Annotated in this window: 27 protein-coding genes; 11 read left to right on the forward strand and 16 right to left on the reverse strand. The window is 59.9% G+C overall.

Annotated elements, in window-relative coordinates; genetic code table 11:
- Window positions 1-75: 75 nt before the first annotated feature.
- Complete coding sequence (locus AB4P92_RS10540; RefSeq protein WP_150595001.1) at window positions 76-1,095, reverse strand: Glu/Leu/Phe/Val dehydrogenase dimerization domain-containing protein; 1,020 nt, start codon at window positions 1,093-1,095, stop codon at window positions 76-78.
- 185 nt (window positions 1,096-1,280) lie between these two features.
- Here AB4P92_RS10540 and AB4P92_RS10545 point away from each other — a divergent pair, with 185 nt between their 5' ends.
- Window positions 1,281-2,084, forward strand: a complete 804-nt coding sequence (locus tag AB4P92_RS10545) for a SirB1 family protein (protein WP_042557715.1) — start codon at window positions 1,281-1,283, stop codon at window positions 2,082-2,084.
- 100 nt (window positions 2,085-2,184) lie between these two features.
- Here the strand turns inward: AB4P92_RS10545 and AB4P92_RS10550 are convergent, their stop codons facing one another.
- The 4 genes from AB4P92_RS10550 to hmgA all read right to left on the reverse strand — a co-directional run bounded on the left by AB4P92_RS10550 (window position 2,185) and on the right by hmgA (window position 6,957).
- A complete protein-coding gene (locus tag AB4P92_RS10550) occupies window positions 2,185-3,540 on the reverse strand; it encodes an MFS transporter (protein ID WP_395599342.1) in 1,356 nt (451 codons plus the stop codon).
- A gap of 156 nt (window positions 3,541-3,696) precedes the next feature.
- Window positions 3,697-4,332, reverse strand: coding sequence for a maleylacetoacetate isomerase (maiA, locus tag AB4P92_RS10555; RefSeq protein ID WP_115147438.1), 636 nt, complete (start codon window positions 4,330-4,332; stop codon window positions 3,697-3,699).
- Window positions 4,333-4,344: 12 nt separating this feature from the next.
- Entirely contained in the window at window positions 4,345-5,649 is a 1,305-nt protein-coding gene (gene fahA, locus AB4P92_RS10560; protein ID WP_047299802.1) for a fumarylacetoacetase, read from the reverse strand.
- A 3-nt stretch (window positions 5,650-5,652) separates the two neighbouring features.
- On the reverse strand, window positions 5,653-6,957 hold the full coding sequence (hmgA, locus tag AB4P92_RS10565; protein ID WP_042557711.1) for a homogentisate 1,2-dioxygenase: 1,305 nt from the start codon (window positions 6,955-6,957) through the stop codon (window positions 5,653-5,655).
- 163 nt (window positions 6,958-7,120) lie between these two features.
- Here hmgA and AB4P92_RS10570 point away from each other — a divergent pair, with 163 nt between their 5' ends.
- Window positions 7,121-7,900 carry an IclR family transcriptional regulator gene (locus tag AB4P92_RS10570; RefSeq protein WP_047299800.1) on the forward strand — a complete coding sequence of 260 codons (780 nt, stop codon included), beginning with the start codon at window positions 7,121-7,123 and terminating at the stop codon, window positions 7,898-7,900.
- Window positions 7,901-8,005: 105 nt separating this feature from the next.
- On the opposite strand, the gene AB4P92_RS10575 is transcribed toward AB4P92_RS10570, so the two are convergent.
- The 8 genes from AB4P92_RS10575 to AB4P92_RS10610 form a co-directional block, all read right to left on the reverse strand.
- Window positions 8,006-10,561 carry a LuxR C-terminal-related transcriptional regulator gene (locus tag AB4P92_RS10575; RefSeq protein ID WP_395599343.1) on the reverse strand — a complete coding sequence of 852 codons (2,556 nt, stop codon included), beginning with the start codon at window positions 10,559-10,561 and terminating at the stop codon, window positions 8,006-8,008.
- Window positions 10,562-10,700: 139 nt separating this feature from the next.
- Window positions 10,701-12,068, reverse strand: coding sequence for a DUF1329 domain-containing protein (locus AB4P92_RS10580; RefSeq protein WP_395599344.1), 1,368 nt, complete (start codon window positions 12,066-12,068; stop codon window positions 10,701-10,703).
- 23 nt (window positions 12,069-12,091) lie between these two features.
- A complete protein-coding gene (locus tag AB4P92_RS10585) occupies window positions 12,092-13,885 on the reverse strand; it encodes a DUF1302 domain-containing protein (RefSeq protein ID WP_395599345.1) in 1,794 nt (597 codons plus the stop codon).
- 526 nt (window positions 13,886-14,411) lie between these two features.
- Window positions 14,412-15,323, reverse strand: a complete 912-nt coding sequence (locus AB4P92_RS10590) for an SDR family oxidoreductase (protein WP_115147443.1) — start codon at window positions 15,321-15,323, stop codon at window positions 14,412-14,414.
- Window positions 15,324-15,467: 144 nt separating this feature from the next.
- Complete coding sequence (locus tag AB4P92_RS10595; protein ID WP_261736743.1) at window positions 15,468-16,370, reverse strand: alpha/beta fold hydrolase; 903 nt, start codon at window positions 16,368-16,370, stop codon at window positions 15,468-15,470.
- Entirely contained in the window at window positions 16,370-17,152 is a 783-nt protein-coding gene (locus AB4P92_RS10600) for a class II aldolase/adducin family protein (RefSeq protein ID WP_042557705.1), read from the reverse strand. Before AB4P92_RS10600 ends, AB4P92_RS10595 begins: the two co-directional genes overlap by 1 nt.
- Before the next feature lie 130 nt (window positions 17,153-17,282).
- Window positions 17,283-17,969, reverse strand: coding sequence for an LrgB family protein (locus AB4P92_RS10605; RefSeq protein ID WP_200611115.1), 687 nt, complete (start codon window positions 17,967-17,969; stop codon window positions 17,283-17,285).
- Window positions 17,959-18,345: a CidA/LrgA family protein gene (locus AB4P92_RS10610; RefSeq protein WP_210624738.1), complete on the reverse strand. Its 387-nt coding sequence runs from the start codon at window positions 18,343-18,345 to the stop codon at window positions 17,959-17,961. The genes AB4P92_RS10605 and AB4P92_RS10610 overlap by 11 nt, the downstream gene beginning before the upstream one ends.
- Window positions 18,346-18,439: 94 nt before the next feature.
- Here AB4P92_RS10610 and AB4P92_RS10615 point away from each other — a divergent pair, with 94 nt between their 5' ends.
- Window positions 18,440-19,327 carry a LysR family transcriptional regulator gene (locus tag AB4P92_RS10615; RefSeq protein ID WP_047299793.1) on the forward strand — a complete coding sequence of 296 codons (888 nt, stop codon included), beginning with the start codon at window positions 18,440-18,442 and terminating at the stop codon, window positions 19,325-19,327.
- Here AB4P92_RS10615 and AB4P92_RS10620 read toward each other — a convergent pair.
- The gene (locus tag AB4P92_RS10620) at window positions 19,317-19,775 is read right to left on the reverse strand and encodes a flavodoxin (protein ID WP_047299792.1); all 459 of its coding nucleotides are present in this window, start codon (window positions 19,773-19,775) and stop codon (window positions 19,317-19,319) included. The two genes, AB4P92_RS10615 and AB4P92_RS10620, sit on opposite strands and share 11 nt — an antisense overlap.
- A gap of 153 nt (window positions 19,776-19,928) precedes the next feature.
- Here AB4P92_RS10620 and AB4P92_RS10625 point away from each other — a divergent pair, with 153 nt between their 5' ends.
- The gene (locus AB4P92_RS10625) at window positions 19,929-20,387 is read left to right on the forward strand and encodes a PAS domain-containing protein (protein WP_261736746.1); all 459 of its coding nucleotides are present in this window, start codon (window positions 19,929-19,931) and stop codon (window positions 20,385-20,387) included.
- Between the two features lie 72 nt (window positions 20,388-20,459).
- On the forward strand, window positions 20,460-21,065 hold the full coding sequence (locus AB4P92_RS10630; RefSeq protein WP_042557699.1) for a hypothetical protein: 606 nt from the start codon (window positions 20,460-20,462) through the stop codon (window positions 21,063-21,065).
- A gap of 3 nt (window positions 21,066-21,068) precedes the next feature.
- Here AB4P92_RS10630 and AB4P92_RS10635 read toward each other — a convergent pair whose 3' ends face one another.
- Window positions 21,069-22,028 (reverse strand): MerR family transcriptional regulator, encoded by a 960-nt coding sequence (locus AB4P92_RS10635; RefSeq protein ID WP_042557698.1) that lies wholly within the window; start codon window positions 22,026-22,028, stop codon window positions 21,069-21,071.
- Window positions 22,029-22,237: 209 nt separating this feature from the next.
- On the opposite strand from AB4P92_RS10635, the gene AB4P92_RS10640 reads away from it, so the two are divergent.
- The 6 genes from AB4P92_RS10640 to AB4P92_RS10665 all read left to right on the forward strand — a co-directional run bounded on the left by AB4P92_RS10640 (window position 22,238) and on the right by AB4P92_RS10665 (window position 25,339).
- The gene (locus AB4P92_RS10640; protein ID WP_042557697.1) at window positions 22,238-22,813 is read left to right on the forward strand and encodes an antibiotic biosynthesis monooxygenase; all 576 of its coding nucleotides are present in this window, start codon (window positions 22,238-22,240) and stop codon (window positions 22,811-22,813) included.
- Window positions 22,814-22,949: 136 nt separating this feature from the next.
- A complete protein-coding gene (gene folM / locus AB4P92_RS10645) occupies window positions 22,950-23,660 on the forward strand; it encodes a dihydromonapterin reductase (protein ID WP_395599346.1) in 711 nt (236 codons plus the stop codon).
- 22 nt (window positions 23,661-23,682) lie between these two features.
- Complete coding sequence (folE, locus tag AB4P92_RS10650; RefSeq protein ID WP_042557695.1) at window positions 23,683-24,243, forward strand: GTP cyclohydrolase I FolE; 561 nt, start codon at window positions 23,683-23,685, stop codon at window positions 24,241-24,243.
- Window positions 24,244-24,615: a dihydroneopterin triphosphate 2'-epimerase gene (gene folX / locus AB4P92_RS10655; protein WP_016771653.1), complete on the forward strand. Its 372-nt coding sequence runs from the start codon at window positions 24,244-24,246 to the stop codon at window positions 24,613-24,615.
- Window positions 24,616-24,711: 96 nt separating this feature from the next.
- On the forward strand, window positions 24,712-25,008 hold the full coding sequence (locus AB4P92_RS10660) for a DUF1244 domain-containing protein (RefSeq protein WP_042557694.1): 297 nt from the start codon (window positions 24,712-24,714) through the stop codon (window positions 25,006-25,008).
- Complete coding sequence (locus AB4P92_RS10665) at window positions 25,001-25,339, forward strand: HopJ type III effector protein (protein WP_047299789.1); 339 nt, start codon at window positions 25,001-25,003, stop codon at window positions 25,337-25,339. Before AB4P92_RS10660 ends, AB4P92_RS10665 begins: the two co-directional genes overlap by 8 nt.
- A gap of 185 nt (window positions 25,340-25,524) precedes the next feature.
- On the opposite strand, the gene trxB is transcribed toward AB4P92_RS10665, so the two are convergent.
- Window positions 25,525-26,487 (reverse strand): thioredoxin-disulfide reductase, encoded by a 963-nt coding sequence (gene trxB, locus AB4P92_RS10670; protein ID WP_042557693.1) that lies wholly within the window; start codon window positions 26,485-26,487, stop codon window positions 25,525-25,527.
- Between the last annotated feature and the right edge of the window lie 100 nt (window positions 26,488-26,587).

Raw genomic sequence — 26,587 nt, forward strand, 5'->3', positions numbered from 1 at the left:
CTGCAAAGTAGTTGATGCCCGAATTGAATAGGCCCTGAGTCAAATGGCTCAGGGCCTTTTTCATGCCTGCGAAACTCAGCGATACAAAACTCTTTCCGCCAACTCATCCGCCACCCGTGCCGGTGAACGTTTCTCCGCCTGCGCATGGGCAAAAACTTCAGTCAGCCGCGAGCTGATTTTCGACAGGTGCGCGGTAATGGTGGTCAATTCCTCACCGCGATGTTTCAGCGAGACGTAAATCAGCCCACCCGCATTGATCACATAATCCGGCGCATAAAGAATGCCGCGCCGTTCCAGTTGATCGGCCACATCCAGATGCGTCAGCTGATTGTTCGCCGAACCGGCCACCGCCGCGCAGCGCAGTTGCGCCACCGAATGGCTATTGAGCACACCGCCCAGACCACACGGCGCAAGGATGTCGCACGGCGTGCTGAGCAACGCATCGTTGGCGATAGGGTGAGCATTAAGCTGTTCCATCGCCAGTTGCACCTTGCCGTGGTCGATGTCGCTGACCAGCAACTCGGCGCCGGCGGCGTGCAGTTGCTCGGCCAATGCATAACCGACATTGCCCAGGCCCTGAATCGCCACGCGCAAGCCTTCGAGGTTGTCACTGCCCAGGCGCGCCATCGCCGTGGCACGAATGCCGGCGAACACACCCATCGCCGCGTGCGGCGCCGGATCGCCGGCCGAGGTGGTGCTGGTGACGTGTTGGGTCTGTTGGGCGATGCAATCCATGTCCGCCACCGAAGTGCCGCTGTCGATGGCGGTGATGTAGCGACCGTCGAGCTGGTCGATGCAACGACCGAAGGCTTCGAACAGCGCTGCACGATTTTCAACATGAATCGGGCGCACGATGACCGCAACCCCACCGCCCTGCGGCAAACCCGCCAACGCGGCCTTGTAGCTCATGCCCTGAGCTAGGCGAATGGCGTCTTCGACGGCGGAGTCGTCGTTGGGGTAGGCAAGATAACGACACCCGCCCAGGGCTGGGCCCAGGCGGCTGTTATGGATGGCAATGACCGCCTTCAACCCGCAAACCGGGTCGACGCTAAGGTGCAGCGATTCCAGGCGAGTGCTTTGCATGAGCGCAAACATCGTTGGGCTCCCGAATCACTTCTTGTAGAACGCCAGTATAGGCTTGCGCCTGAAAATTGCTGGAGCGCACCGGAATAAGCAGGCGTGCAGACGACGGCTTTACGGCATATCTCTCGACCTGTTCACCGAGCCACTGGACGAATGCCACGGACGGGGCTAAAACGAGGCATTCCACGGAGATTTCGATGAGTCCGCGCCAACGCTTTTTCGAGTGCCTGCACCGTTCACCGCCCGCGCTGTTCGAAGCCGCGCTGTGGATGGCCGCCGAGCACGAAAAAGCAGTCGACCCCGAGGCGCTGCTTGTGGAGTTCAAGGATCTGCAACAGCGTGTCAGCTATGGTTTGCCGATGTTGCCAGTCAGCGAGTTGGCGCAACCGTTATTGCGGCGCATGAATGATCTGGGCTTTGCCATGGATGACTTCACCCCGCTCCGTCCGCAGGCCGCTTTAATACATAAAGTCTTGCAGACCCGTCGCGGGCAGCCGCTGGCGCTGGCATTGATTGCACTGGAACTGGCGCGTGGTCTGGAGATTCCCCTGGTCGGGGTCAACTTCCCCGGGCACTTCCTGTTGCGCGTGCCCGGTGCCGATCATCTGCTCGATCCGTGCGGCGGTCGCCGCTTGTACCCCAACGACTGTCGTGAGCTGTTGCAGCGCCAGTACGGGCCCAACATGAAACTCAATGCCGAGCATTTGTTGACTGCCACGCCGGTGCAGATGCTGCAGCGCCTGTCGCGCAATTTGCGCCAGCTTCACCTGACTCAGGATGACTTCATCGCCGCGCTGATTGACGCCGAACGCGTGCTCGAACTGGGCGATGCCGGCGCCGCCGATTATCTGGCTCGGGCCAGCCTGTATCAGCGGCTCGACTGCCCGAACGCCGAGCGGTTTGATCTGGAACACGCGTTGTTGCTCAGCGATGACCCGATCCAACGGCTGCGCCTGACCGAACGACTCGGGCATCTGCCGCCGAATTCAGTCGTCCACTAACAGCAAAAGATCGTCCGATCGCGGCCCGAGCCTTCGGCAGCTCCTGCAGGTGTACACCTTCCCAATGTAGGAGCTGCCGCAGGCTGCGATCTTTTGATCTTCAGCTTTTCAGTGCTTGCTCCACCACCGGCTGCCCGGCGGTTTCCGAGGGCGAACGAACCTGGATGATCAGCAGTGCGGCGATGACGGCCGGAATCGCGCAGAAGAAGAAAATCTGCTGCACCGGAATGTGCATCGCCAGCAACAGGCTGCCGAACAATGGCCCGAGAATCGAACCAAATCGCCCTACACCCAATGCCCAACCGGTGCCGGTGGCGCGCACATGCGCCGGGTAGAAGTTGCTGGCGAAAGCGTTCAGCGTCAGTTGCCCGCCAATGATGCAGAACCCGGCAGCAAAGACGCAGGCCACCAGATAACGCGGATTGTCGTGGTTAAGCCCCAGCACAATCGTGCACAGCGCAGCGCCTGCAAGCACGCCGGACAACAGTCGCACCTTGCGTTTCAAACGGTCGGCGAACCAGGCCATGCAAATCGCACCCAGGGTGCCGGCGAACAGGAACATCGACGTCACCAGATTGGCTTCGTTAAGTTTCAGGCCACTTTCCAGCAGCAGCGACGGCAACCAACTGATCATGAAGTACAGCAAGATCAGGCTGACGAAGAACGTCGCCCAAATCAGTAAGGTTGGCCGCGCATAACCATTGCGGAACAGTTCGACCACGGTCAGTTTACTGCCCTGCTCGCGTTCATTCTGTTCGACCGAGGCCAGCGGAGGTTGCCAGTCCGGCAACATTCGCCCGGTAACTCTGCGCAGCCGCGCATAAGGTGGCTGATCACGCAGCAGGCGCGGCAAGGATTCGGGCAGCACCCACCAGAGAAACGGAAACAGCAGCAGCGGCGTCACACCGCCGGCGAGGAACACGGCCTGCCAACCGAACTGATCGATGAAACCGGCGGCAACAAAACCACCTGCCGCACCACCAAACGAGAAGCCACAAGCTGCCAGCGTGACCATCAAGGTGCGCAAACGTGGTGGCGAATAATCCGACATCAGCGCCATCGCGCTAGGCATTGCACCGCCCATGCCGATGCCGCAGATAAAGCGCGCGACCATCAGGGAATTGAGGGAGTCGGCGAACACCATCTGCAGGGTCAAACTGGCATAGATCAGCACGCAAGCAAGCAGAATTCGCCGCACACCAAAACGGTCGGCCAGCGGTGTCACTGCGAGGGAGCCAATGGTGAGGCCTAGCAGGTTGGCACTGAATACAGGTCCGAAGGCGGATTTTTCCAGACCCCAATCCTGCGCCAGCGCCGGCACCACGTAGCCGAGCACTTGGGCGTCATAACCATCGGTGACCAGCAACAAGGCGAGCAGGATCAAGAGCAACCACTGATATCGGGACACAGGACGGGCGTCGAGTGCCGCCCGAAAGCTGGCAATCTGGTTGTGCATCGCGAGGTACCTTTTTGTTTTTATGGTTTGGTGGTGGTGCAACACAAACCCTGTGGGAGCGGGCTTGCCCGCGATGATGGCAGCCCATCCGACATAAATGTGCCTGCCAAATCGCTATCGCGGGCAAGCCCGCTCCCACAGGTTTTTTGGTAAGGCTTACGGTGTATCTGGCTGGTTGGACGGGTGAGCCTGGATGAACGCTGGATGTTCGGCCGCCAATTCCGAAACACGACAAATCCGCGGATAAGCCTCAAGCGAAACATTGAAGCGCTCGGCCGCGTACAACTGCGGAATCAGGTACACGTCCGCCACGCACGGCCACTCACCGAAACAGAATCCGCTATCGCCAATCAACTGTTCCACCGTCGTCAGCCCCTGGCTGATCCAATGACTGATCCACTCCATGACCTGCGGTTCGTCATGCCCCGACTGCCGCAGTCGATTGAGCACGCTGACGTTGTGCAGCGGATGCACATCGCAACCGATCACCGCCGCCACGCCGCGTACATGGGCGCGGGCAGCGAGGTCTTCGGGGAGTAGCGGCACCTGTGGATAACGTTCCTCCAGGTACTCGATGATCGCCGGTGACTGGATCAGCAGCTCGCCGTCATCGGTGCGCAAGGCCGGCACGCGGCCCTGCGGATTGATCGCCAGATACGCCGGCTGCCGATGTTCGCCACCGGGCGCCGCGATCAAGTTGACCGGCAACGCCTGATAGTCGAGACCTTTTAGCGCCAGTGCGATCCGCACCCGATACGACGAGGTCGAGCGGTAATAGGTGTAGAGATCCATGAGCCGCTCCTGTCAGCGCGCCGCCAGCACTTTGCCGCGGCATTCGCCAAAGCCGATCGAGGCGAAACCATCACGGGCACAACGCGCGCGCAGAATGATTTCGTCGCCATCTTCAAGGAATTTACGCACTTCGCCGGACGCCAGTTCGATCGGCTTTTTACCACCCTCGGTGATTTCCAGCAGGCTGCCGAACTGACCGTTTTCAGGACCGGACAGCGTGCCCGAACCGAACAGGTCACCGGCCTGCAACTGGCAACCGTTGACGCTGTGATGCGCGACCATTTGCGCGACGGTCCAGTACATGTAGCGGGTGTTGCTCAGGGTCAGGCGATGAGCCGGCAGATTCTGCTCGCGCATGGTTTCGGTGAGCAGCAGCACTTCCAGTTCGATGTCGAATGCACCGCCGTCCTGATCGCGCTTGTCGAACAGGTACGGCAGTGGCTGCGGATCGCCTTGCGGACGTGCCGGTTGTGCGGTGCGGAACGGCTCCAGCGCTTCGGCAGTGACGACCCACGGCGAGACGCTGGTGATGAAACTCTTGGACAAAAACGGCCCCAGCGGCTGGTATTCCCAGGCCTGGATGTCGCGAGCCGACCAGTCGTTGAGCAGGCAGAAACCGGCGATGTGTTCGGCCGCATCACCGATGGCGATCGAGTCGCCCATCTCGTTGCCCTGACCGATCCAGATGCCCAGCTCCAGCTCATAATCCAGACGCGCGCATGGGCCGAAAGTCGGCTCGGTAGCACCGGCCGGCAGGGTCTGGCCTTTAGGACGACGGACGTCGGTGCCGGACGCACGCACAGTGGACGCGCGACCGTGATAGCCGATCGGCACGTGCTTGTAGTTTGGCAGCAGCGGGTTGTCCGGACGGAACAGTTTGCCGACGTTCTGCGCGTGCTCGATGCCGACGTAGAAGTCGGTGTAATCGCTGATGCGCGCCGGCAGATGCATCTGGCAATCGGCGGCCAATGGCAGCAGCTTCGCACCTTGAGCTTCGATGTCGCCGCGCTGGGTGCTGGTTTCGCTGAACAGTTCCAGCAGACGTTCACGCAGGGCAACCCGCGCCTCACGACCGAGGTCGAAGAAGGCATTCAACTGGCCGCCACGGGTGGCTTCCACAGCGCTGCGAGCGGCGCCATCGAACAGACCGGCTTCAAGGGCAACTTGCAGATCGAAGATGTGGTCACCAATGGCCACACCGCTGCGCGGTTCTGAACCGTTGATGCTGAAAACACCCAGTGGCAGGTTCTGCAGCGGGAAATCGGCGTGGCCGTTGGCCGACGCAACCCAGCTGCGGGTGATGGAATTCTGAGTCATGGGTTATCTCCGGGTCGGGTCGAACGTGGCGGGCAACGTGGCCCAGCATGCGTCGTAATGGGGTTGCAGTTGTGGGCAGTCGAGGGCGAAGCGGCTTGGGCGCAGCACTTGGCTGGTCTCGAACATGAAGGCCATGGTGTTGTCGATTTTCGCGGGTGCAAGCTCGGCGTTGATCGCTTTGGTGCAGGTCTCGCCGTCCGGGCCGTGAGCACTCATGCAGCTGTGCAGCGAGGCGCCGCCGGGCACGAAGCCTTCGGCCTTGGCGTCGTATTCGCCCTGAATCAGGCCCATGAATTCGTTCATCAGATTGCGGTGGAACCACGGTGGACGGAAGGTGTTCTCAGCCACCATCCAGCGTGGCGGGAAAATCACGAAGTCGAGGTTGGCCAGGCCATGCACGCTGGTCGGCGAGGTCAACACGGTGAAGATCGACGGGTCGGGGTGATCAAAACTGACCGTACCGATGGTGTTGAATCGGCGCAGATCATATTTATACGGCACGTTATTACCGTGCCAGGCCACTACGTTCAGCGGCGAATGATTGAGCTCGGTGGCCCACAACTGGCCGAGGAATTTCTGCACCAGCGTGGTGGGTTGTTGCAGGTTTTCGTAAGCGGCGACCGGGGTGAGGAAGTCACGCGGATTGGCCAGACCGTTGCTGCCGATCGGCCCCAGGTCCGGCAGGCGCAGCGGCGCGCCATGGTTCTCGGCAACATAGCCGCGCGCTTGCGGGTCGAGCAATTCGATGCGGAATTTCAGGCCCCGTGGCAGCACGGCAATTTCCAGCGGCGAGACTTCCAGCACGCCCAACTCGGTGGCAATGCGCAGACGCCCCAGTTGCGGCACCAGCAGCAGTTCGCCGTCAGCATTGAAAAACACCCGCTCCATCGAGCGGTTGGCCACGTAGTTATAGATGCTGATGCCCGAAGGTTTCTCGGCGCCGGAATTGGCCGCCATGCTCACCAGTCCATCGATGAAATCGGTCGGTTCGGCCGGCATGTCCAGCGGATTCCAGCGCAGGCGATTGGGGGTTACTTCACCCAAAGGCCCACCGGCCAGTTGCCGCTCCAGTTTGACGAACGCCGGGTGATTGGCCGACGGCTGAATCCGGTACATCCAGGTGCGCCGCGCTTCGCTGCGGGTCATGGTGAACGCAGTGCCGGAAAACAATTCGGTGTACAGGCCGTAGGGAGCTTTTTGCGGGGAGTTCTGGCCGACGGGCAGCGCGCCGGGCAACGCTTCAGTGCTGAATTCGTTGCCGAAACCGGACTGATAAGCCAGCGTCGACGCGGTTGAATCGAGGTTCATGGAGCCTCCTGAACAGGGAGTCGGCAGTGGCCCATCGCTCTGGCTCAGAGGTTTCGGCACGCCGGGGTTGTTATTATCGTAATTCGATTACGCATAACGTAATTTGCTCGCTATCCAGCGTCAAGCTATAAAGACGCCCATTCGTATTGGAACCGGCCGCACCATGGAAAAAACCAGCGACAGTAACGGCAAACAGAAAGTCCGCTCCGCCGAGGTCGGCACCGACATCCTCAAGGCTTTGGCCGAGTTGTCGCCGTCCACCTCGCTGTCGCGCCTGGCCGAACACGTGCAGATGCCGGCGAGCAAGGTTCACCGCTACTTGCAGGCGTTGATTGCCAGCGGCTTCGCCGAGCAAAACCCGGCGACCAACCACTACGGTCTGGGCCGCGAAGCCCTGCGCGTGGGCCTGGCGGCACTCAACAGTATGGACGTGCTGAAAGTCGCCGCCCTGCCCCTGTCGGAACTGCGCGACGAACTCAACGAAACCTGTTTCCTCGCCGTGTGGGGCAATCAGGGAGCAACCGTGGTGCACATCGAACCGGCGGTGCGTGCAGTGACGGTGGTCACGCAATTGGGTTCGGTGCTGCCGCTGCTCAGTTCCTCGACAGGACTGGTGTTCAGCGCCTACCTGCCGCATCGGGAAACCGACGAATTGCGCGAGCGGGAAATCGCCGTCGCCGAGCATCCGCTGAAGGACGAAACTGCCTACGCGACATTGTGCGAACAGATCCGCGCGCGCGGCCTGCATCATGTCCACGGCTTGCTGATGCCGGGTGTGGATGCCTTGTCGGCACCCGTTTTCAATGCCGTGGGACAAGTTGCGGCGGTGCTGACCATCGTCGGCCCGACTTCGTTGTTCCATGCCGACGAAAACGGCCCGGCGGCGCAGCGATTGTTGGCTGCGACGCGGGCCGTGAGTTGGCGGATGGGGTTTGACGCGTAGGCGCCTGCGTCGATCCGCCGGTCAGCGACTTTGTGAAGGGTTACAGCAACCCGGTTTTGCTGTCGCCCGCCGCGGCCTCTTGCAGAGCTTCTTTGATAACCCTTGCTACAGCTCAAGCCCCAGCAGCTTGGCACTGGCTACAGCCTGGGTTCTTCGCTCGACGCCCAGTTTTCCGTGTATCCGCCTGGCGTGAGTCTTTACCGTGTGCAGAGAAATAAACAGCTCATCTGCAATCTGTTGATTGGAATGGCCCCTGGCAATCAAGCGCAAAACCTCCAGCTCACGCTGACTGAGCAAACCACTGCCGCTCGCCACTTCAACAGTGACCGGCTCCGAAACCGTGTTTGCCAGTACTTGCGACAGCCCCGGGTGGCGCAGTTGCAGCTCACGCAACGCCTGATGCAGCCCATATTGACGGCCCAGCGCCAGACCCTGCTGTAAGCAGGCGCACGCCGAAGTCTGATCACCCTGGGAAAAGGCAACTTCGGCCATCGCCAGATGCAAGTCGGTTTCCAGAATGAGCATCCTGCAGCGCTGCGCCGTTTCGAGCAGACGCTGTAACCGGCCCATCGGGTCGCGAGCCGATCCTGAACCTACCTCGGCAAGGATCAACAAGTACTCGACGCGGGGTATCAACTCGAGTGTCGCCGGCGGCGCCTGTAAGGCGTCCGCTCCTTGATAGTGCCGTAACAGGCGTGTCATCGCCTCGCACGCCAGCTCATAACGGCCCTGCTGCAGCCAGAAAAGACTGCTGACTTGCAACACCACGCCGCGATAAACCGTGTCCGGAATCTGCCGTTGCTGCATCATTCGCTCCGCATCACGCAGCCAGACGAACGCTTTCTCGTAATCCGCCTGATTGGCAGCCAGTTGCGCCAGCCCCAGATAGCCGTAGAGGGCACGCTTGTCATGATTGCGCCCGCAACCGTCCAGACCGGACTGGAAAAAATCCGCCGCCAAGACATCCAGGCCCTGACTCAGCGCAAGACGCCCGCGACGCAGCGCAATCCGTCCCAACAGTGGGGTCAGGCGGTTCGGTTGCCGGACGAGTAAATCATGTACGCCTGCCAAAAGACTTTCAGCCCGAGGCGCCGAGCCGCGCTGTTCGAGCAGTTGCCCGTGATCAAGCTCCAGCAGAGCTTCGAAAACCAGCGAGCCTTGCGCCCGTGCCAGGCACAGTGCCTGACGATTACGGGCGTGGGCGACGTCCAGTTCGCCACGCAACAAAGCCTGCTGGGTCAACCCTGACAAACACATCACCCGAGCGATCCAGTTATCGAAATCGAGTGCCTCCAACGCTTGCGAAAAGTATTCGTGAGCGCTCTCCATCCGCCCTTCCAAATGCAGTAACCAGCCTTTCAACGTTTGCCAACGCGCAATCAATTGCCGCTCATGAGCTGGCGAAGGCTGCGGCATGAACCGCCCTAAATGCTCGATGCATTGCGCCGCCTGTTCAAAACGACCGGCGAAGAGCAATGCAGCTGTAATCAGACCGACCAGCTGCGGCGTGCTCAGGGTCAACTCTTCACCCTGATGCTCATGCAATTGCAGTAACAGGACCACGGTTTGCTCTTCAAACAAATGCTCGAAACTGAAGTGCTGCAACAGGCTGACGGCGATTTCATGTTCTTCGGCGAGCAAGGCTTGCTCGAAGGCCGAACGCCAATCCTGCCGCCAGGAAAACCACTGACACGCCCGCCGATGCCAGGAACGACCTGCGGGCCATTGTTCGTCGCGCATCACCCGCGACAACGGTGGAAAAACCTGCAGCCAGTCGGCCGAGTCGTGCCACGGCTCGATAAAGCAGCCCAGTGTTTGCAACGTGCGCAGGCACTGTGCGCCCTCCCCGGCGCCGAACAGATGCTCACACAACTCGGCATTGAAGCGCGGCAAATGCGCGAGCACCCGCCAGTTCTCGGCCAGCTCCGGTGTGAGGCTATTGAAGAGTTCGTGTTGCAGATAATCCAGCAGCGTATCGACCCGTTGCTGCGGCTGATTACTTTGTGACCAGTCACACTTTTGCAGCAGCGCCATGCGCACCCCGGCGCACCAACCGCCGGTACGCTGGACGATACGTGCAGCAACACTGCCAGCCTGCTCGGGCGACAGATGTCGCAGCGCCTGGGCGATTTCGTCCGGGGTCAGGGCCAGCGTCGGGGATTCGCATTCGTACAGTTCGTCGTCGAGCAACAGCCGCGGCCAGTTGCATTGCGGCCGTCGACGGGTGCCGATCCACCAGGTGAGCGCCGGACTACTGACCGTCAGCAAGCGGTCGAGCAACGCATCCAGCGCTGGATCCGGCAGCCGACAGTAGTCATCGATAAACAGCCAGGTCGGCAACGACCAGCGACTCAGCGCAGCCACCAGGCCGGACTCCGTTGTGTCTGCCAGTCCCAACGCCCGTGCCAATCGCAGACAAAATTCGTCGACCCTCATTGCGGCACCCGCCAGCGGTAGCCAGCACACTTCGCAGTGTGGCGGCGCCTGAAGCAGGCACTCGGCGAGCAACGCGCTCTTGCCGCTGCCGGCGGGCGCACAGATGAGCCTGACCCGTGCCACCGATTCCAGCAATGGCTCGCTCAATCGCGTGCGTCTTTGGTGATGGGAGGACAGTCTGGGGAGAAAACCGGGGCGATCCAGACAAGCTGTCATGGCGGTCATCGGATGAGCCTTTTTATAGTTGTGAGCTCACCCTAGCCCTCTCCCGACAGCTTGTTGACAAGTATTCAGCACGCTGATTGGCGGCCATAAAAAAGGCGACCATGCGGTCGCCTTTTGTTCAGCCGATGTATCAGAACCGTTACCGCACACCCTCTGCACGCAGGGCCGATGGCGTGTAATCGGCAGCCTTGGCTTCGAAGCCGAATTCATAGCTGTGCTTCTCTTCGTTCTTCATCCCCAGCGCGATGTAGCGGCCGGCAATAATGTCGTAGAGCGCTTCGAGGGTGTAGGCCTGAGTCTGGTGATCGTAGTAGTACTCAGCGTGACCTTCGGCGACGCGCCACAGCTGCCCGCGACCGTCGTAGTGATCGGCGAGCGCCACTTGCCAGCTGTCCTCGTCGATGTACATGTGGCGCTTGGCGTAGATGTGCCGCTCGTTCGCCTTGACCGTGCCGATCACTTCCCAGACGCGGTGCAGCTCATAACGCGTCAGGTCCTGATTGATGTGCCCGGCCTTGACGATGTCGTCGTACTTGAGCTTCGGCGAGTCGAGTTTGTAGCTGTTGTACGGAATGTACATTTCCTTTTTGCCGACCAGTTTCCAGTCGTAACGATCCGGCGCACCGGAGAACATGTCGAAGTTGTCCGAAGTGCGCAGGCCATCGGCGGCGGTCCCCGGGCCGTCGTATGCCACTTGCGGCGCGCGACGTACGCGACGCTGACCGGCGTTGTAAATCCATGCCAGGCGCGGCTCCTTCACCTGATCGAGGGTTTCGTGCACCAGCAGCACGTTACCGGCCAGTCGCGCTGGAGCCGTCACAGACTGCTTGAAGAAGGTCAGCACGTTGGCGGCTTTTTCCGGGTCGATATCTTTCATCAGTTGCGGCACGGCGATCTCTTCTTCGAAGCGGATCGGCGTGTAGCTGCCGTTGGTTTGCGGCGTCACCTGGGTGATGATCCGCTTCACGTTGCCGCCGTGATAACGGGTGATGTGGTTCCACAAGACTTCCACGCCATTCTTCGGAATCGGGAAGGCGTAGTAGCGATTGCCGGTGAAGTTGGCCAGGCCGTTACCGTCGTTGATGGTGGTGACGTTAAGGGCGCTGCGCTTGGCCGATTCGTAGATTTGCGGTGGTGCGGCGACGGTACGATGGGTCGGGTAGACCGGGATCTTGTAGGTCTGCGGATAGCGTTTGAACATCGCTACCTGACCTTCAGACAGTTTGCTTTTGTACTGATCGACGTTGGCGGCGGTGATGGTGAACAGCGGTTTTTCATTGGCAAACGGGTCAGCAAGAAAGCCTTTACTGTCTACCGCACCGGCGTTTTTCGCGAGGCCGCCCGTCCATGCCGGGATCGAGCCGTCGGCGTTGCCGGCCTTCTCGGCGCCGAGCGGGGTCAGGCTGGTGCCGAGTTTGTTCGCCTCATCCGGCGACACCGCCGCCATCACGTTGGCCGCCAACAGACTCAGGGCCAGCACACTGCATTGCAGAATCATTTTGCGCATTGCTTTCATCCTTCTCGGGCAGATCAGAAGTTCACGCCGAAGCTCAGAGCGACGAAGTCACGGTCTTCGAGGACGTTGTAGTCGCCACCGAAAAAGTCGGTGTAACTGAGGCTCGCGGTGTAGGTGTTGCGGTAGTCAGCATCGACGCCGACGCTGATCACTTTGGCGCCTTCGTTGAACAGGCCGTTGGGGCCATAACCGGCGACGTCGTGCGACCAAGACAGGTTGGGTTTGAGGTTAACCCCGCCAATCACGTTGGCGTAATCGAGGATGGCGCGGCCGCGATAGCCCCACGAAGTCGAGGTGACGAAGCCGCCCGTGTCGCCACCAAACCCGTACTGGCCGTACACCGAATCGCGGCCATAACGCAGCTTGCTGCGCGACTCCAGACCGCCGACCCGCACCACCGCCGCTTCACCGACCAGGGTCAGGCGTTGGGCGCCCAGCACTTGGTCGAAGAAGTGCGTCAGGGTGCTCTGGATCTGCGTCACTTCCTTGCGACGGTACCCCGTGTTGTCCGAACCCGGCGAGGTGGCGATCGGCGAAGCTGCGCCGCCAGCGATCGGGTTGAGCAAAGCCAGCGTCAGGTCATTGGTGCTGACTTGCACCGGAGCGTTCGGCCGGTAGCTGATCTCGCCGGTCCATGCGGTGCCGGTGGGCAGCGTGGTAGAGAAACTCGCGCCGTACAGGCGGATGTCTTCCGGGTATTCAAGGTAGTAGCCACCGCGCCCGAGCATCACACTTTGCGCCAGGCCCGAACCGCTGCCGGGTGCCAACTGGTTGGCGATGCCGACCATGCCCGGCAATGCCGCCAGAGTCGAAAGCCCTGCCGTGGTGGTGCCGACTGTTGGCGTGCGGCTGTGGTAGTTCATGAAATAGAGGCCGTACTCGGTGTCGTCGCCGAGCCAGCGCAATGCCGTGCCCCACTGCCCGGAATCCCGCGCATCGCGGTCGCCGCCACGCGGGATGACCACGCCTTCGCGGGTGACCTGAATGCCCTGGCCAAACGCGGTGGTCAACGGCACCAACGGCGCAATCGCCGGGTTACCGACGGTGTAGCCGCTGGTGCAGCCGTCCGCCACCACGTCGACGCCGAAGAACGTGCCGCAGTTGTCGACAACGGTCTGGTCCCACTCCAGTTGATAGAAGCCTTCGATGCTCAACTGGTCAGTCAAGCCCTGGGAGCCGAACAACATGTTCACCGGAATCAAGCCTTCCTTGATCTCCGCACCGGGGCGACGGAATGCCGACACGTCGATCGGGTTGATACTGTTGATCGAGTTGCCGATGAAAGTACTTTCGCCCCAACTGACCACTTGTTTACCGGCGCGCACCGTGCCCGGCAGATCGCCGATGGAATAGTTGTGATAGACGAATGCATCGAGAATCTGCGCGCCAGATGATTTGGCGCCTTCCTTGCGGCCACTGTCGCTGATCTGCTTGAACTCGCGGTCTTCGTCCTTGAGTTCGAAGTCGTACCAATATTTGCCACGCACGAACACACCGGTATCGCCGTACTTGAGTTCGAGATCGTGAATGCCTTTGACGATTTTCGAGAAGGTCTCGCCCTTCTTGAAGTTCAAACGCCCGTCATCACCGGTCGAGGATTGCCCGGTCCCACCGTTGACAGTACCGACCAGCGACTTGTCGGCATCGCGCATGCCCCAACTCGCACCGACCGACAACGACGAATCGAACGTGCCTTCGATTTCTCCGATATTAAAAGCGACCGCGTGCGCCTGGGCACAGCAACCCAGAGCCACCGCGGCTGCCAGCGCCTGCGGTGTGAAGATGGCGCGCATTGTTTTTGTTGTCATGCGTCTTCCCCGGTGAGTGACAGAAGGCCTCACCCTACTGCCGCGCGACGGGGTAGATAAGCGCACCAAGGAGGTATTCGCGCTGTCGCTCGAAAGGATGAATGTCCATGCAGCACGCGGCTTTGCATCGATCATGGATCGGCTGGATAGAGGATCATCAGTGCCGCGCATGGTGCACATCAGCCTCTGTAGACTGTTGCATGCCCCGTAACAGTGCATGTCTGGAATCGGTATTTTTCCTACAGGGCTGAAACCGTATTCTGAGCGGGCTTTCACGGGACACGCCGAAAAGCCCCCAGCCTTGGCTACTGAGCAATTCAGGCCACTGTTGACAGATTTCAGATGAATCGATGATTCGGTTTATCGCCCCGGTGTTCACTGACGTTGATTTGTAGCTCCTTGATCCAACGTCTTACCTTGGCCGCTGCGTTTGCAGCGGCCTTTTTTATGGGCGATCGATTTTCAGGCAGAGGAGGCAGTGCGGGGCGACAGGACTTGAGCAAGCCCTGTCGAAGAGCAATCGCGATCAGAGTGAATACTTCTGCAAATTCGCCATCATCTCCTTCAGTGCCTCAATATTGTCCTTCGGATGCGCCGCCCCTTCGAAATCACAAATCTGCTGCCAGTGCGCCGCTACATCTTCCGGCGAGAAACCCACCCGTGGATCAAACCCGGCACCGAGGCTGCGCTCCCAACGCACCTTGCCCATCCAGCCACCGCCGACTTCGAACAATCCGGAAGTCTCCTGGCACTGCTCACTGGCCAGATACACCACCAACGGGCTGACCAGTTCCGGTTTCAGTTGCTCGAACACTTGCGGCGGGATCAGTCCTTCGGTCATGCGCGTGCCGCCGGTTGGCGCGATGGCGTTCACGAGGATGTTGTTCTTGCGGCCCTCGATGGCCAAAGTGCGGGTCAGCCCGTATAGACCGAGCTTGGCCATGCCGTAGTTGGACTGGCCGAAATTGCCGTAGATGCCTGAAGTTGAAGCAGTGAAGATCACTCGGCCGTAGTTTTGCTCGCGCAGATGCGGCCATGCGGCGCGGGTGACTTTGTAGGCGCCTTCGACGTGGACGCGGTAGACCAGATCCCAATCGGCGTCGTCCATTTTGTGGAAGGTCTTGTCGCGCAGGATCCCGGCGTTGTTGACCACGACGTCGACGCGGCCGAAAACATCCAGCGCGTTCTGCACCAGTTTGTCGCCGTCGGTAACCGAGTCGTGGTTGGCTTCGGCGATGCCGCCGGCTTCACGAATTTCCGCGACCACGCGATCAGCCGCAGAAGCGTTGGCGCCTTCGCCCTGAGTCGAGCCGCCGAGGTCGTTGACCAGCACCTTGGCGCCCTGTTTGGCGAACAGCAAAGCGTGCGCCCGTCCGAGGCCGCCGCCGGCTCCGGTGACAATCACGACTTTATCTTCGAAACGCACAGACTCATTCATCGCGGCAACTCCAGCAGGCCAAGGGACAGTGACCCCGAGTGTCAGGCACGGGGCTTTCGGTCACAACGAACACGGCTGGGGCTGAATGGTGCGCGATAAGGCTGGGGGATGATGTGCAGCGCAATTAAAAGACCAAAAGATCTGTCAGGAACACGCCACTTTGCGCGGTGGCAGCGCAAAACGGTCACGAAACGCCAGGTAGTGCTTGAGCACGTGCACCGGCGCTTCGATCTGCGGATAGTGGCCAATATTCGGCAACAGCACGGTGTCGGCATCCGGTATCAATTCCCGATAGCGCTCGACCATGTGCGCACCCGAGACCGGATCGACTTCACCATCGATCACCCGCATCGGCACTTCGCCGCGCTGCATCGCCGCCACCCAGCGATCACGCTGCTCCCGCCGTTCGGGGATGTAGTTAATCAGCTTGTGCATGATGCGCGGGCCGTGATTGCTGTCGACCAGGCTCCAGAAATCGTCCAGCTCGCTCTCGGTCGGCCCGGTCAGCGGACCGAAAATCTGGCGAAAGCTTTTCACCAATGCATCGCGGGTAAAGGCACGGCCGATCATCCAGCCCAATGGGCTGAGCAACAGTTTTTGCATCAGTACCGGACGATGGGTTTCCGGAAACAAACCACCGTTGAGGAACACGCAACTGGCAATCTCGATCTTGTCTTCGTAGTGCCGGGCTAGCAGTTCCTGCGCGACGCTATCGCCATAATCGTGAGCGAGGATGTGAACAGGCTGTTCGACCTGCAAATGCGCGAGCAACGCCTGTTGCAGATCGGCCTGCTCAAGCAGGCTGTAGCGGTGATTGGCCGGTTTGGCCGAATCGCCGAAACCCAGCATGTCGCAAGCGATCATTCGATAACGCTGGGCCAGTGGTTGCCACAGGTAATGCCAATCCCAACTGGCGGTCGGGAAGCCATGGATCAGCAGCAGCGGCTCACCCTGCCCCGTCATCCAGTAACGGATCGTCTGACCTCGAAAGACAAACGTCTGGCTGCGTTTACGCCAGACACACAGTGGAATCTCGGCAAGAGGCATTAGAGTTTATATCCAGGGTCGTGTTTATCGAGTTTGCGCAGCAGCGCCGGCCAAGCCAGCGCGCCACCCATGCCTTGAGCACTTTTGGTCACGCCGGCGATCATTGCCTTGGCGCCTGCCAGAATCTGCGGTTCGATGGCGATCAGTTCAGCGCCGCCGGTCTGGGCCATCACCTGAATGTCGCAGGCGCGCTGGAAGGTGAACATCATCAGGAAGGTATCAGCGATGGTGCCGCCACAGGTCAGCAGACCGTGGTTATGCAGCATGAGGAAATTGTTCTCGCCAAGGTCGGCCTGCAAGCGCGCCTTCTCTTCGTGGTTCAGCGCCACGCCCTCATAGCCGTGATACGCCAGGCTCGACAGCACGAACAGCGACTGTTGGCTGATCGGCAACACGCCTTGCCTTTGCGCCGACACCGCCACGCCCGAAGCGGTGTGCGTATGCAGCACGCAAACCACATCGTGCCGCACTTCATGCACGGCGCTGTGGATAGTGTAGCCCGCCGGGTTGATTTCGTAGGGGCTGTCCATGAGTTTGTTGCCGGCCTGATCGACTTTCACCAGGCTCGACGCGGTGATTTCGTGGAACATCAGGCCGAACGGATTGATCAGAAAATCTTCGGTGCCCGGCACCTTGGCAGAAATGTGCGTGAAGATCAGATCGTCCCAGCCATGCGACGCGACCAGACGATAGCAAGCGGCGAGATCGACGCGGGTCTGCCACTCGGCGGCGCTGACCTGCTCTTTGACATTAAGGGACGACTGGACGGGGGCTACGCTCACTGTGTGCACCTCTGCTTTCTTATTGTTCTGCTCGTGTCATCAGTCTAGTCGGCGCAGTCGATCGCGTAGTTGCATTGCCAGCCAGCTTGATGACTGAACGGGTCAGCCATGCAAACTCCTTGGATCCATGTCAAAGCAACGACGCCAACAAAGGTGCGGCGAATAAATTAAGCAAGCCGGTCAAGACCATCACCAGCCCCGCCACGGAGCCTTCTTCGCCGCCCACTTCATGGGCCCGGCTGACACCGGCGCCGTGCGCACCGACACCAAACAGCGCGCCGCGCGCCAAGGCACTGCGCAACGGCAACCACTTCAGCAACACGCCACCGAGCATCGCGCCAAACACGCCAGTGAACATCACGAACACCGCGGTCAGTTCCGGCACGCCCCCCAGATCCTGGGCCATAGGCATGGCAAACGGCGTGGTAATCGAGCGCGGCACCAGTGACATCGTCACCGAACTGTCGAGCGCGAGCGCTTTGGCCAGGCCGAACGAGGTCGCGATCGACGCAGCACTGCCGGCCAGCATGCCCAGCAGCAACGCCGACCAGTGCCGCATCAACAGGCGCCGCTGCTGCCAGATCGGCACGGCGAAGGCGACAGTAACAGGACCGAGCACCAGCATCAGCCAGTGGGTATTGCTCGAGTATTCGGCGTAAGCGGTGTGCAGCGGCACGGCGAGCGCCAGCAGCAGCGCCGGCACCAGAATCAGCGGCGACAACAGATAACGCCCGGTGCGGCGATAAATCCAGCGGCTGAACAGGTAAGCCAACAGCGTGAAGGCCAGCCAGAACATCGGCATCAGTTCAAGTTTCATGGGAATGCCTCATGCGCACGGCCAATTCCACGGTGAACGCGGTCACCAACATCACCATCAACGTGCTGGCAGCAATGACCAGCAGGATCCGCCAGCCGTCATTGCGCAGCAAAGTGCCGTAATCGAGCAGGCTCATCAGCGCAGGAATGAAGAACAGCAGCATCTCGGCCATCAGCAAGCCAGCGCCCAATTGCAATGCCGCCGGTTTGACCCAACCGAAAGCGAAAGCGAGCAGCAACAGCACCATGCCGATAACACCCCCGGGAATGGGCCAGGCCAGCCATACCGCCAGCTGACAGCCGAGCAGGTAAAGACCGAGCAGCACGGCGAGTTCGGTCACCAGGCGGGAAAGGTATTTGAGGGTAGCGGTGTTCATGATCAGCTCCTTACAGAGGCTCATTTTACGAAGCGCTCTACCATCCCTAAAGCGAATTGTTAGACTCACAACCATTCCAAAATGGAATCCGCTTATGGAATTCAAACAGCTGCGCAGTTTTGTCGAAGTCATGCATCAGGGCGGTTTCACTCAAGCCGCAAAAACCTTGCACATCAGCCAGTCGGCTGTGAGCAAACAGGTCGCACAACTGGAGCAAAGCATTGGCACGCCATTGCTTGAGCGCCTTGGCTCACAACTGCGCCTGACGGCCGCCGGCAGCGTGGTATTGCAACGCGCCGAAGGCATGCTGCGTCTGCGTAATGAGTTGCTCAGCGAACTGGATGACCTGAGTCAGCTGGCGCGTGGGGAACTGCGCCTCGGTTTGCCGTTGCTGGGCAGCGATGCGCTGTTCGCCGGAGCATTCGCCGAATACCGACGGCGCTATCCGAACATCAGCATTCAGCTGCTTGAGGGCGGCAGTCGCAACATCGAGCAAGCGGTGTTGAGTGGCGAACTGGAGTTGGGCGGCAGCCTGATGCCGAAGGATGCGCAGTTCGACTGTCAGCCGTTTTGCGACGAAAAACTCGACGCCCTGCTGCCGGTGGATCATCCACTGGCGAATCGAGGCGAGATCGGGCTGGAGGAGTTGGCCGACACGCCGTTCCTGCTGTATCAACGCAGCTTCGTGCTCAATGACCGCTTGCTCCAGGCGTGTCAACAAATGGGCTTTACGCCCAAGGAAGGCGGGCGCAGTGGTCAGGCGGATTTTCTCGCGGCGCTGGTCGCCGCCGGGCAAGGCGTGGTGCTGTTGCCCAGCGTCGTGGCGCGCGGCCTGGTGCGACCAGGCGTCGTACGCCTGGCCTTGCGAGCGCCGGATTATTTGCGCTGGGACATCGCTTTCATCTGGCGCCACGGCGCCTATCTGTCGAAGGCCGCGCAAGCCTGGCTGGCGCTGCTGCGCGAGCGGGCGATCAGCCCTTGAGCGCGCCGATCAGATCCGCCAGCCACGGCTCGGCGTCGGTTTCCGGGGTGACGCTTTCGCTGGCATCGAGGCGCAGCATCTCTTGCACTTCACGCAGGCCGAGTTCGCTGAAAAACAGTTCGCGCATTTGCTCACCGCCACCGCAGAAGGTGTCGCCGTAACTCGCATCGCCCAACGCAATCACCGCACCGGGCAAACCACGCCAGGCGGCCGGCAATTGATCGCGGATCATCGAATACAACGGTTGCAGGTTGTCCGGCAACTCGCCCATGCCGGTGGTCGAGGTCACGGCGAGAAACGCTTCAGGCGCGAAAGCCTGAACCTCGGCCAGGCTGGCGCGCGAGCTGTAGAAGGTTTCAAAGCCAGCGGCTTTCAGCAGGTTCTGGGCGTGGCGGGCGACTTCTTCGGCGGTGCCGTAGACCGAACCGGAGAGGATGGCGACTTTCATCAATCTGATCCTGAAGCTGAAAAAAAGAACGGCGATAGTAACAGCCTCAGCCGTGAAGTTGCGATTCGCTCTCAATGAGCGCTGATGGCCTATGGACAGGCATCGCCGATCTTCTAGAATGCGTGCCACTGACAGCTCTGAGGGGAATCACGGATGATCAGCGCCAGTTTGCTGCAAATGATGATCAACGCATCGAACGACGGAATTTCGGTCGCGGAAAGGGAGGGCGAACGGGACAACATCCTGATTTACGTCAACCCGGCCTTCGAACGCCTGACCGGTTACACCAGCGAAGAAATCCTCTACCAGGACTGCCGTTTTCTGCAGGCCGGAGACCGTGACCAGGAGAGCCTGAAGTTCATCCGCGAAGCATTGCGTACCAACGGCTCGTGCCGGGAGGTATTGCGTAACTACCGCAAGGACGGCACGCCGTTCTGGAGTGAATTGTCGCTTTCAACGGTAAAAAATGCCGATGACGGGCAAACGTACTTTATCGGCGTGCAAAAGGATGTGACGATTCAGGTCAAGGCTCAGCAACGTGTCGCGCAGCTGGAAGCCAAGGTCGCTGCCCTGGAAGCGGAAATCGCCGCTTTGAAAGCGACAAACGGTTAAAACAAACTATCGAACTTGTTGTCATTAACTACAATCACCAATGCCTTTGTAACTATTCCTTTCGAGTTAGCCATGCAACGCGATGCACTCCTGACCCAGGATGAGCTGGATTTTATCCAGACCATGCAGCACAACCCGCAGCTCAATGTGCGGGATGCGACGTCGAGCCTGCTGGTTAACGGCGGTTCGCAAATCCGTGATTTGCTCACACGTCTGGCCGCTCACGAACAAGTGACTATTCAGGCCAACTTCGAAAACCAGCAAATGACGTTTCCGCTGCATCTGGTGGAAGACGAGTTTCATGCGCTGCACCTGCGTCTCGGTGTGCCAAGCATCTACGAAGATGGCCCGATGGTTCGTCCGTGGCGGCTGGCACTTGAAGAGCCGGTGGCGCTGGAGAATGCCAAAGGTCAGGCGGGCACGCTCTGGGTTCACGAGGTTTCACATAAAGGCGTACTGCTGGAAGTGCGCAACAAGACCAAACCGCCCAAGCACTTCGCTCTGTGGTTCAGCCCTTCGGGTTATGAGCGGATCGCATTGCGCGGCAGTTTCGAGCGCGAAACCGAAAGTGGTTTCTACGCCTACGAGCTCAGCCAGACAGACAGCGACGAAACCGAGCGTCTTCGACAATTCATCCTGCAGCAACATCGTTTGACACACCCTGCCCTGCACACCTGATTCTCAGGTATCAAGCTTCCCCGCCAGAAACTGAGTCATGCGCTGACGCATGTTCGCCCCTTCATTACCCAGGCACGCCACTGATGTTCCGGCCAGGCTCTCTTGCGCCAGATCAGACGCATCGCCAGCGAGCATCAGCTGACAATCAAGACTCAAGGCGAGTCGATTCAGACGCCGGGGCAAATCGGCACTCGGGGCGTGATTGGAAAACAGCACCAGTGCGTCAGGTTTGGTCTTTTCGCAAATGAGGGTCAGCTCATCGAGCGGCTGGCCGGTGGTCAACACCCGAACGCCCGAGTCATTGCCACTCAGAAACAACGCCGCCACCAGCAACTCAAGCTCCCGGCATTGCCCGGCCAGTGCACTGACGATCACCCGTCGCGGTTGCGAGCCACGCAGGGTGATGATCCGATGCAACACACGCGCCCGAAGAAATCCGTCAAAGAACAGCCATTCGCTGGTCTGCCCGAAGGCATCCTGACGCTGCAACAATTGCAGCCACAACGGCATCAGGATGTCTTGAAATACAACGGGCAACGCATAAGAAGAAAAGATCTGACCGTAGACCTGGTCCAGTAACTGATCATCGAAAGAGCTGATCGCCTGCTGGAGTTGCACCTGCCATTGCAGATAGTCGGCTTGCACCAGTTCATCGGGAATGATGTGCGCGAGGACTTTCAGCGGTTCGGTCTTGGCGAGGATCTTGCCGATCTTGCTGACCGCCACACCGCGATCAATCCAGTCGACGATGCTGCGAACACGCTCGATTTCGGTCATCGAATATAGCCGATGCCCACTGTCGGTGCGCACCGGCTGGATCAAGCCATAGCGACGTTCCCAAGCGCGCAGGGTGACCGGATTGACCCCTGTCACCTTCGCGACTTCGCGGATAGGGAAAAGGTCCTCGCACTCAAGCGCAGCAGATGTCTGAGAATCAGCGTGCGCGTCTGTCATCACAGGCATTTGGCCAACTTCCGATCTTGTGAATTGGATCCCATTCTACCTCTGATGCCCTGTTTGCGTTCAAGTGGAGATATGCGACGAAAGTCTCTGGTTTAAACACGAAAATCAGGAATAATCCTTGCTTGCTGAAAAGCGCAGGCCTCCACCCCGGCCTTGCGTCAGGCGAAACTCCTACCCGGAGTGACGCAATCGAGATACGGAGATACACAATGTCTACTTCCCCCGTCACGCTGATGGTTGCGCGTCGAGTCGCCGATGGCCGCTATCAGGATCTGATCGCCTGGCTGCGCGAAGGCGAACAACTGGCCACCGATTTCCCCGGTTATCTGGGCTCCGGCGTGCTCGCACCGCCGCCCGGCGATAACGAATTCCAGATTATCTTCCGTTTTGTCGATGAACAGACTTTGCATGCCTGGGAGCATTCGGCCTCGCGTACCGCCTGGCTGGATCGTGGCAGCGATCTGTTTGCCCACCCCAAAGAGCATCGTGTCAGTGGCATCGAAGGCTGGTTCGGTACAAGCGTAGTCGGCCAGCGCCCGCCGCGCTGGAAACAGGCGATTGCGATCTGGCTGGCATTCTTCCCGGTGTCGCTGTTGTTCAATTTTGTCGTGGGCCCGTTGCTCGCTGACATGAGCCTTTTGCCGAAAGTGTTGATCAGCACGGCGTGCCTGACGCCGCTGATGGTTTATTTCTTTATCCCGCTGTCGACGCGGTTGCTGGCGAACTGGTTGAACAGCACGCCAGCGCGTCCGCTGCCGGTTACGCCGTCTGCGCAGAACCGCTAAAAGATCGCAGCCTCGTTGCACTCGAGTGCTCCTGCACAGCTGCAACATTGACGCAGTGCAGGAGCTGGCGAAGGCTGCGATCTTTTCAGGCCCGCCGCTGTTATAGTTTTTGCACCCACCGCGACGCGAGCCGTTCATGACTACAACCTCCGACCCGATCCTGATCACTGGCGCCGGCCAACGCGTCGGTCTGCACTGCGCGCAGCGTTTGCTCGAAGACGGCTACAGCATCATTTTCACCTACCGCAGCGATCGTCCCGGGGTGCAAACGCTGCGTGATCTGGGCGCCATCGGGATATTCGCGGATTTCTCCAGCGAAGCAGGCATCCTCTCCTTCATCGCCGAACTGCACACCCACACCGACAGTCTGCGGGCAATCGTGCATAACGCCTCCGACTGGCTCGCGGAAACCCCGGGCAGCGAAGCCGAAGCGTTCAACCGCATGGTCAACATCCACATGCTCGCGCCCTATCTGATCAACCTGCACTGCGCCGACCTGCTCAAGCAGTCGACACCCGCCGACATCATCCACATCAGCGACGATGTCACCCGCAAAGGCAGCAGCAAACACATCGCCTATTGCGCCAGCAAAGCCGGGCTCGACAGCCTGACCCTGTCGTTCGCCGCCCGTTATGCGCCGGCGATCAAGGTCAACGGCATTGCGCCGGCCCTGCTATTGTTCAATCCCGACGACGACGCGGCGTACCGCGCCAAGGCCTTGGCCAAATCCGCGCTGGGCATCGAACCCGGCAGCGAAGTGATCTACCAGAGCCTGCGCTACCTGCTCGACAACCCTTACGTCACCGGCACGACCCTGACCGTCAATGGCGGAAGGCACGTCAAATAACGCTGTCACGCGAGGATGTTCAATGACCCGCTCCCTGCCCGAGAACTACCGTGAAATCCTCATTGGCCTCGGTGAAGATCCCGACCGTGAAGGATTGCTCGATACGCCGGCGCGGGCGGCCAAGGCCATGCAATACCTGTGTCACGGCTACGAGCAGAGCGTGGACACGATCGTCAATGGCGCGCTGTTTGCCTCTGACAGCGACGAGATGATCATCGTCGCCGACATCGAGTTGTACTCATTGTGCGAACATCACCTGCTGCCCTTCATCGGCAAGGCCCATGTGGCTTATATTCCCACTGGCAAAGTGCTGGGGCTGTCGAAGATCGCGCGACTGGTGGACATGTTCGCCAGACGCCTGCAAATTCAGGAAAACCTCACCCGGCAAATTGCCGATGCGGTGCAACAGGTTACCGATGCCGCCGGTGTTGCGGTGGTCATCGAGGCCAGACACATGTGCATGATGATGCGCGGTGTCGAGAAACAGAATTCGACCATGAACACCTCGGTCATGCTCGGCGCCTTCCGCGACTCGAGCAACACCCGTCAGGAGTTCCTGCAATTGATTGGACGGAGCAAGTAAATGCCACAACTTCAGCCGGGAATGGCGCGTATCCGGGTCAAGGATCTGCGCTTGCGTACCTTTATCGGGATCAACGAGGACGAAATCCTCAACAAGCAGGATGTGCTGATCAACCTGACCATCCTTTACGCCGCGCAAGAAGCGGTGCGTGACAATGACATCGACCACGCGCTCAATTACCGCACCATCACCAAGGCAATCATCGCCCACGTCGAGGGCAATCGTTTTGCCCTGCTCGAGCGCCTGACCCAGGAATTGCTCGATCTGGTGATGACCAACGCATCGGTGCTGTACGCCGAAGTCGAAGTCGACAAGCCGCACGCGCTGCGATTTGCCGAGTCGGTGTCAATCACGCTTGCAGCGAGCCGCTAGCTTCAAGCTTCAAGCGCCAAGCTGTAAACTTCGTATCACCGCCAACCATCTTGCAGCTTGAAGCTCGTCGCTTGAAGCTGTCTCGCAGAGACTCCCATGAACGAGCAACAACGCCTCGAACTCGAAGCCGCCGCCTTCCGCCGGCTGGTCGCGCACCTGGACAGCCGCAAGGACGTGCAGAACATCGACCTGATGAACCTCGCCGGGTTCTGCCGCAACTGCCTGTCGAAGTGGTACAAGGCCGAAGCCGACGAGCGCCAGATCGAGGTCAGCCTCGACGACGCCCGTGAAGTGGTTTACGGCATGCCGTACGCCGAGTGGAAAGCCCAATTTCAGCAAGAAGCCAGCGCTGAGCAACAAGCGGCGTTCGCCAAAGGAAAAACCCATGAGTGACCTGAACACCCTGCGCGCCAGCCTCAAGAGCGGCGAACACGCTTTCGCCGACACCCTGGCCTTCATTGCCGCGGGCTATGACTACCAGCCTCAGGCGTTCAACAACGGTGGCGTGGAAAACGCCGCCGGGCAGAACGAAGGCTCGTGCAAGACCCTGGGTCTGGCGCTGCTGGAAGGCTTGAGTGACGAAGAAGCGCTGCTGGCGTTCGGCGAGCATTACCGCTCGGTAGTGGCCACGCCTGAGGGCAGTGATCACGGCAATATTCGGGCGTTGATCCAGCATGGCCTGGCCGGCGTGAAATTCACCGCCCAGCCCCTGACCCGCCGCTAACTTCAGCTGCAAACCCAATTCCTGTGGGAGCGAGCCTGCTCGCGAATACGGACTGACATTCGACATTGATGTCGACTGAAACAGCGCATTCGCGAGCAGGCTCGCTCCCACACTGGAACTGTGTTGAACCTGAAACCCGAGCACAAAAAAACCGGCCAATCGGCCGGTTTTTTTATATCTGCGATTTAGAACGAAGCGTTCTGCAGACCGTCCAGGTAACGCTCGGTATCCAGTGCCGCCATGCAACCGGCGCCGGCCGAGGTGATGGCCTGACGGTAAACATGGTCGGCCACGTCGCCGGCGGCGAAGATGCCTTCTACGCTGGTCGCAGTGGCGTTGCCGTCGCGGCCGCCCTGCACTACCAGATAACCGTCTTTCAAGGTCAACTGGCCTTCGAACAGCGAGGTGTTCGGAGTGTGGCCAATGGCGATGAACACGCCGTCGACAGTGATTTCGTCGAAGCTGCCGTCGTTGTTCTTCAGACGCGCACCGGTCACACCCATGTTGTCGCCCAACACTTCGTCGAGGGTGGCGTTGAGCTTGAGGATGATCTTGCCTTCAGCCACGCGAGCGTTGAGCTTGTCGATCAGGATCTTCTCGGCGCGGAAGGTTTCGCGACGGTGGATCAGGGTCACGGTGCTGGCGATGTTGGCCAGGTACAGGGCCTCTTCAACAGCGGTGTTGCCGCCGCCAACCACTGCAACTGGTTTGTTGCGATAGAAGAAACCGTCGCAGGTCGCGCAGGCCGAAACGCCTTTGCCCATGAACGCTTCTTCCGACGGCAGGCCCAGGTAACGAGCGCTGGCACCGGTGGCGATGATCAGGGCGTCGCAGGTGTAGGTCGCGCTGTCGCCAGTCAGGCTGTAAGGCTTGGAAGCGAAGTCGACGGCGTTGATGTGATCGAAAACGATCTCGGTTTCAAAACGCTCGGCGTGCTCGCGCATGCGCTCCATCAGCACCGGACCGGTCAGACCGTGGACGTCACCCGGCCAGTTGTCGACTTCGGTGGTAGTGGTCAGTTGACCGCCAGCCTGCATGCCGGTGATCAGCAGTGGCTTGAGGTTGGCACGCGCGGCATACACCGCAGCGCTATAACCGGCAGGGCCGGAACCGAGAATGATCACTCGCGAATGACGGACTTCAGACATGAATCTGCTCCTGTTGACCGGCCAATACAGCTGGCGCGGACGCCGGACTGCCGGCGGAATAAAAAAGGACTGTGGATAACCTTGGGGAAGGCATTAGCTC

The sequence above is a fragment of the Pseudomonas sp. A0308 genome (assembly GCF_044218815.1).
GTDB lineage: Bacteria > Pseudomonadota > Gammaproteobacteria > Pseudomonadales > Pseudomonadaceae > Aquipseudomonas > Aquipseudomonas iridis.